The sequence below is a fragment of the Novipirellula sp. genome, assembly GCF_041583735.1.
Taxonomy (GTDB): Bacteria; Planctomycetota; Planctomycetia; order Pirellulales; family Pirellulaceae; genus Novipirellula.
Window position 1 is genome coordinate 1 of record NZ_JBFHFD010000514.1, and the last position, 6,185, is coordinate 6,185.

General features: G+C 55.0%; 4 protein-coding genes. 1 reads left to right on the forward strand and 3 read right to left on the reverse strand.

Annotated features, from left to right (window positions below; all coding sequences use genetic code 11):
- Positions 1-560: 560 nt before the first annotated feature.
- Positions 561-2,615: a DUF5722 domain-containing protein gene (locus ABX962_RS27110; RefSeq protein ID WP_372724087.1), complete on the reverse strand. Its 2,055-nt coding sequence runs from the start codon at positions 2,613-2,615 to the stop codon at positions 561-563.
- A 233-nt stretch (positions 2,616-2,848) separates the two neighbouring features.
- A complete protein-coding gene (locus ABX962_RS27115) occupies positions 2,849-3,631 on the reverse strand; it encodes a hypothetical protein (protein WP_372724089.1) in 783 nt (260 codons plus the stop codon).
- Between the two features lie 378 nt (positions 3,632-4,009).
- Here ABX962_RS27115 and ABX962_RS27120 point away from each other — a divergent pair, with 378 nt between their 5' ends.
- Positions 4,010-4,813: a hypothetical protein gene (locus ABX962_RS27120; protein ID WP_372724091.1), complete on the forward strand. Its 804-nt coding sequence runs from the start codon at positions 4,010-4,012 to the stop codon at positions 4,811-4,813.
- A gap of 52 nt (positions 4,814-4,865) precedes the next feature.
- Here ABX962_RS27120 and ABX962_RS27125 read toward each other — a convergent pair whose 3' ends face one another.
- A complete protein-coding gene (locus ABX962_RS27125) occupies positions 4,866-5,954 on the reverse strand; it encodes a TIGR03032 family protein (RefSeq protein ID WP_372724093.1) in 1,089 nt (362 codons plus the stop codon).
- Positions 5,955-6,185: the final 231 nt, after the last annotated feature.

The window sequence follows — 6,185 nt, forward strand, 5'->3', positions numbered from 1 at the left end:
GAGCAGAGCCTTCAGCGAATGCTCGGGTGAGGGCCGTCCGAGCAATCTCAATCGAACGATGCTTCAAGGATGCCCACCGCGGCCCTCACCCGGACGAGGCCTTGAGGGGCCCGTCCGACGTCTGCCGTGCTTCGCTCGGGCGAGGTAACTTGTTGGTTGTCACCTCTCCCAAACTTGTTTGGGAGAGGTCGAGCAGAGCCTTTAGCGATTGCTCGGGTGAGGGCCGACCGAGCAAGCTCAATCGAACCATGCTTCAAGGATGCCCACCGCGGCCCTCACCCGGACGAGGCCTTGAGGGGCCCGTCCGACGTCTGCCGTGCTTCGCTCGGGCGAGGTGACGTGTGGATTGTCGCCTCTCCACCAACTTCGTCGGTGGAGAGGTTACAGCAGGATAGCCGGATGAAAACTCACGCCCAATATCGGATGACAGCAGCAGCGTTTTCGCAGTCCAGCTTTCGCCCCCATGCTACATTCTGCCGCCACTCCACGGCGAAAAAACGCGACTACAAAACTGACGCATCGGATGAGATACTATTTCTACTGACTAACAAACCGTGTCGTTATGGTGTCGGCAAATCATTGCTGACTTGTGCTTCTCGTTCGGTGCCAATCGCTTGGTACATGTGCCAGGCGCGTTTGCGTTTACCGTACGGTTCGGTCTCACTGGGCAACGTTCGCAGTCCCACCTTCAATCCACCTTCGTGAGGATGATCGATCCAGCGGTGGTAGTGAAACGATTCAACCATCGGCATCGCACGCACTTTTTGCATCGCATACAGCAGCGCCGCGGCTTGACGATCCTGAGCATCATCGTCGTACGAATCGGTATGAAAACCCTGCTCGCTGAACAACACCGGTCGTACCGCACCCGATGAATCACGCATCGATTCCTGCTGCATAAAGCGACCGAACACCTGCAAGTTCTGGATTGTAATCAGCGGCGTATCAAAGTCGTCGCTGATGCGAGTGTCGTTCCATGGCACCGCTGCGAACAAGTTTTGAGGATAGGGATGATAGGCCACACCCCAGGCAAAGTCGCCTTCCATCGCGGAATAACGCTGCAGCGACTCGATCACTTCGCGGCCGGACAATTGCCGCCACTGGCCATCCTCAGGGACATTAAAGTGATGCGTCAAGGAAGCGAACACACGCGCGTGCGGATTGTGTTGGTGAGCCGCGTTGTGAATGATTCGCATCGAACGATAGTAAGACTCGGTCACGATCGCTCGAGGTTGCAATCCCATGTTGGTCCACACGGTGTGGAAATCGATTTCGTTGTGGGCGATCCAGTTGGTAATGCCGCCAGGAGCGGAGTCGGTATTGCTGTACCGCCGCGCCATTTCGCTTATGACAAACGCATAGATGTCGGTTCCACGAGGCGTGGTCAAATCGGGCATCGTGTAAATGCCGCCGTCATGTTCAGGATGCACGAGCGGCGATGTGTCGTTGCCAGTTCGCGGAGTCGGAATCAAGATGATGGCCGAAACGACCACGTTGTTTTCCCGAGCCCAATTCATCACGCGGTCATAGTGGCTCAGCGTCAGCGTATCGAAATAAACGGGGGCACCTGAGGTAGGGATTTTGATCCGTCCTTGACCGGGGGAATCCTTGACGAACGACGTGATCGCGATATTGACAGTAATCGCGGTAACGCCAAGTTCTCGGAGTTCATCGATGGGCCCATGCAGATCAATGCCGCCCAACCCTTTCTGATTCGCAGGCAGCGGGCGATGTGGCGAATGGTTCTCACCGATCACATCGATCTCGGTAGCGAACGTCCGCGCGGTCAGGTAAGACAATGAACCCGAGACCGACCGGGCTAGCCGCCAACCGCTCTGCAATCGATCCCGATGACCCTCAATCCGCGGTAATACCACCGTGCCCCGAGCTTCCTCCAGTTGGATTGATACGTCAGCTTTGCGGGGATCTGCGGATTGGCCGATCGATTGCCACGGCGGACACTCGATGAGCTGCAATTCTGACTCCGAGAGCGATCGAGGTAACCCCGAGAATGTAATGGTGATGGTCGATGGGTGGACGACCACCGAGTCGATTCGAGCGGGGAACGATTGTGAAAGGTAGTTTTCAATCCGCTCGGCGGCCACGACCTTTTGCTGCCGCAATTGCTGCTGCTTTGCTTCGCGATCTTTCTCTTGCGGTGTCTTGGCTCGGATGTGGACGTTGCGAAGTTGGATTCGAACGCCGGGCTTTCGGCCCAGATCGATCCGCAAAATTTTATCTGCCGGATCACCCTGTCGCAGCGGATCAAACTGCACAGGTGCACTATAGGTTTGCCACGTTTCTGCCACAGGAATCGCGGGCAGACTCAGCGGGGTGTCTCCGTAACGGGGGCGTCCCAAAAACAGCTCGACTTGTTCAATGCCCGAGACGCAGAAGTAATCGAACTGAAGCACCGAGTCTTCGGCAGCGAGGTCACTCAATTGACCGACGAGAAACGGATCGCTCCCCGTGGTTTGGATCTCAATCACTTGGTCGCGTTGTTGGATATCAACGTCGTTACAACGGCCTGGCACGACAGTCCAATTGGCTGCCGAGGCGACAGGCAGCATGATCAAGGACGCCAAAAAACCAGCGCAAACGCGTTTGATAAACATGGGGGAAGGTTGGGGAACAGGTGGGAATGTTGGGGCGGGAGTTTCGAAGTTGCGATTTTCTCACAACCCGAAGCGTAAGCGAGGGAATCTCGTTATTTTGTCGGTCCCGCGCTGACGCTTCGGGTTGTCATTCGCCGGCAAAACGTCCGTGGCGCAACCTCCCGAAAGCGTCAGCGAGGGATCCCGCTCTACTCGAAAGACGCAGCTTTGAAAGATAAATGGGATGTCGTTTGCTAGTTCGATCCAGACGAATCGCTGCCAATTTGCACTTTGATTGAACCGAGCACGCGAGTCAATTCACGTTCTTTGTTTCCCACAAACAAAATGTTGTCCAACACGATTGCTCGTTTCTCGGTCGTCGGGTGCAGAATCAAGCGGCCGGCACCGAGCAACAAGAATTCGAAGACGTCATTGATCTCTTTGTCGACTCGCAGATTCGGCGCGGGGTAGCGTTTCAAGTCACTCAGAAAACCGTGATGATGAAGCAGTTCGTTGTTACGAAGTTCCCAGTAATCAAACCGCACGCTGACAAAGACCGCGATGTACATCAACATCATCGCCAGCGACGTGCAGACGAAGAAGGTCGTATTGGCCGCCGGCCGCAGTCCCGAGAACAAGTGCCCGATCGCGGGCAAAAGATCGGGTTTTAGTAGCGTCAACATCCACAGCCCCATTGCGATCGTCGCCAAGACGAAAACCAACGTCAGCGAGGTGGCCCGCGGGAAATCGAAGACGATCACAAACATATTGGCCATCATCACAACCAAAAACAGCCCCGTCATCACCACAGGCAGATTTTGGGTATCGGGGTCCACGGTATGGTAGCCGCCAAAATACATCACGATTGCCGCGATCGTCGCCACAATCAGCGTGGGGTACATGAAGATGAATTTGGGATAGGGGACCAACAAAATCGAGTTGGACTTGCTCTGTTTCTTTACGTTCTCGGACACCGATCCTCCCGTGCCTGCCAATGTGTCTCGCTTTTCGTCACCGCTGATTGCGTCGTTTGCCATTATCCTTCTCCCACGCTTGCGTAATCACGTTGAATTATCACTCTCGCCCCCATTGGCACCAAATTGGGGCTCGCAGGGCGCGGAAGTTCACTGTTTTTGTTGATGCGGGCTATCTTAGCATCATCCGCCCGCCGTGCATGGTCCCAATGTCACCCCCCGCTATTCGGGCCACCGCGTTCTTTCGGGGCACTACGCTGATTTGGGCCACCCCGCTGATTTGGACCACTGCAAACTGTGCCGATCACAAACTGGACCGATCGCAAACTGTGCCGATCGCAGCCGATTGCGACGATCCCGGCTTCAATCGCCGGATCTATGGTTTCCGCATCCGTGCTCTCTCCGCTACGATAACGGGATGACACACAAGGGAGTATCGAGATGACATGGCAAACATCCGAAGGGGATCGGGTTCTCGACGGCGCCGAGGCCGAACTCGTTCGCACATCGCTGGGTTGCATGATCGATCGGCTGCAAAGCCGAGTTTTAGATCCCAAGAATTTGGAAGGCGATTGGCGTTGGGATTTCGACGTCCCGCTGTTTGATCAATTGACGACGAGCGAACAGCTTGCCGTGCTGCGTCAAATTACCGAACACCTATTCACTCCCACGGCTGAAACGCTTGCCCCATCGGCGGTCATTGAAGCCGGGGTCTACGCGATCTTTCAAACGGTTCGCCAGTTCATCGAGGAAGAGATCGATCAACAGCGACTTGACTTGAACGAGAATGATTGGGATCGAGACGACGGGTTCGATGACCGTGCCCCGAGTTTGCGTATGATGACCCTCAGGGCTTATCACGAATGTTTCAGCGACGAAGACTTCTGTGATGAAGATGGCTTCTGTGACGAAGACGGCTTCGATGAAGTGGATGGTTTTGGCGAAGAGGATCTCGACGACGTCGATTTGGGTTTTGCAGGTTCCGAAAAACTAACCGCTTATAGCCAGGACATGGACCAGTGGCGCGAGGTGATCGAAAGCCTTGCGGATCAGATATTATTTGATCGTGATTTCGAGATGGCTGACGATTTTCTGGATCTCGATCCGCCACTGGCCGCCGCGATGAAAGATTCACTCGGTATCCGGACGGATTATTACAGTGACGTCGCAGCGGATGTTCGAGCCGAACAGATCGAAGAAACCATTACCGCGATCCGCAAAATCACTCACTCTAAACCACGCTAAAACTTCCCATCGATCATCGAGAAACATCACCAATCGATCATTGGCAGCGAAATCAAGAATTGCAAGACAACGTCGTATCGGGCAATTCATACGTGCTGGCGATCAACTCGCGGTCATCGTTGACCAGTTCCGGATAACGCGAACCTGGCAGAACTTCGACTGCAAAGATCTCTTGCACGGTGTCTTCGAATTTCACAAACGCAATCACATTTGCGGTTTGCAGATTGACGACCCACACGCCACAGCAGCGTTGTTCCATTGGCAGTTCGGCGATCGGGATTCCTGCAAACACGGCGGTCTCGCGAACCTGCGACAGCCCGATGAAGGCCAGCGGTCCGTAAAACGAAAGGCCTCGTGTGAAACCGGGCAGCGTCAGCATCGGTTCATACTGCCCCGACGCCAAATCGATCGCGCCAAACGATCCGCTGCCCGAATTCAACAGCCACAACTTGCCGTCATGCCAACGCGGTGAATGGGGCATCGAAAGCCCGCGAGCGGCAATCTCGTTGGATTGCACGTCAATCAACACGCCGCCATCTTTCTTGTTCGCTCGCCAACCGCTCGGCTCGTTCGAATCCCCCAGTGCCGTCACGTAGCGGACATCCCCCTCACGCACCGCCATACCGCTTAAGTGACAGCAATCATCGGGCACATTTTGGGTGATGAACGAGGGTCGCCAAACGGGAACAAAGTTGTACGTTCCACTGCGTTTCGCCAAACAAGAAAACCGCGTGTTTACAAAGACCAACTCGTCCTGAACCCAAGCCATCTCGTGAACATCGATGTCACCGGTATGGTGTGTCACGCGGGGCAGGAAGCAGGCATCGTGGGGACGCGATGATTGCAAACGGTTGCACGCTGCAGGGATATTGTGAAATTCGTGAACCTGCATCGCGGTTCCAATCGCAATCCGATTCGCATCGGCAGCCAACCCCATCGGCTTATCAAACATCCGAAAGTGCGTATTCAGTACACCCTGATCGCTACGCAGCATCACCAACTTTCCCGCCTGGTAAGTGGTCACAAGCAGCGTGATGCCCAACTGGTCCAACAAGTCAGGGAAATTCGAGGTATGAACCGAACGCAGACCCGCGTCGTGATTGTCGATCGAGTTCGGTGGAATGTCGGTCACCGCAGCCATGGTTCCAAGAGAGATTGTAGTGGACGAGGCAACGAGTCCCATCGCCTTCATCTGATCCAAAGGACCTCGTAGCCTCGTCCACTACGGCAAAAGTTGCCAATCGTTGTTCCGGCGTACCTAATTCAATTCCATACGCCGAGAACTCGCGGCACGTTACTTCTGGCTAACCGCGCCGGATGCGGGCAAACGACGACCGTAAAAGACGGCTTGATCCAGATGGAATGTGCCACC